The 245-nt window shown below is 68.6% G+C and carries 1 pseudogene; it reads right to left on the bottom strand.

Going from position 1 to position 245, the window contains the following annotated elements:
• Positions 1-245: pseudogene (locus KVT37_RS32590) on the bottom strand (anthranilate phosphoribosyltransferase); the annotation flags it as partial.

The raw sequence follows: 245 nt of genomic DNA, 5'->3' as shown, positions 1-245 counted from the left end.
ACGATCGCTGGCGTCGCCGCGGCGATGCCGTCGGCATGCGTCTTTACCTTGCCGGCCACGTCCAGCCCGGCGCCGGCATTCATCAGCACCGTGCCGCGATAAGCCCCGGCGGCGCCACCCAGCATATCGCGCAGTTCCTTGGCATTGTAGGCCGCGACACCGCCGCGCAGCCCTTCCTTGGTGTGCCGCTTCAAGCCAACGGCTACCGGCGACAAGGTGAAGCTGCGGATCTCGCCGCCGGCAAG

Origin of the sequence: Mesorhizobium sp. GbtcB19, assembly GCF_019091085.1 — a bacterium.
In the GTDB taxonomy this organism is placed as follows: domain Bacteria; phylum Pseudomonadota; class Alphaproteobacteria; order Rhizobiales; family Rhizobiaceae; genus Mesorhizobium.
This window is presented reverse-complemented; position numbering and strand designations above follow the sequence as displayed.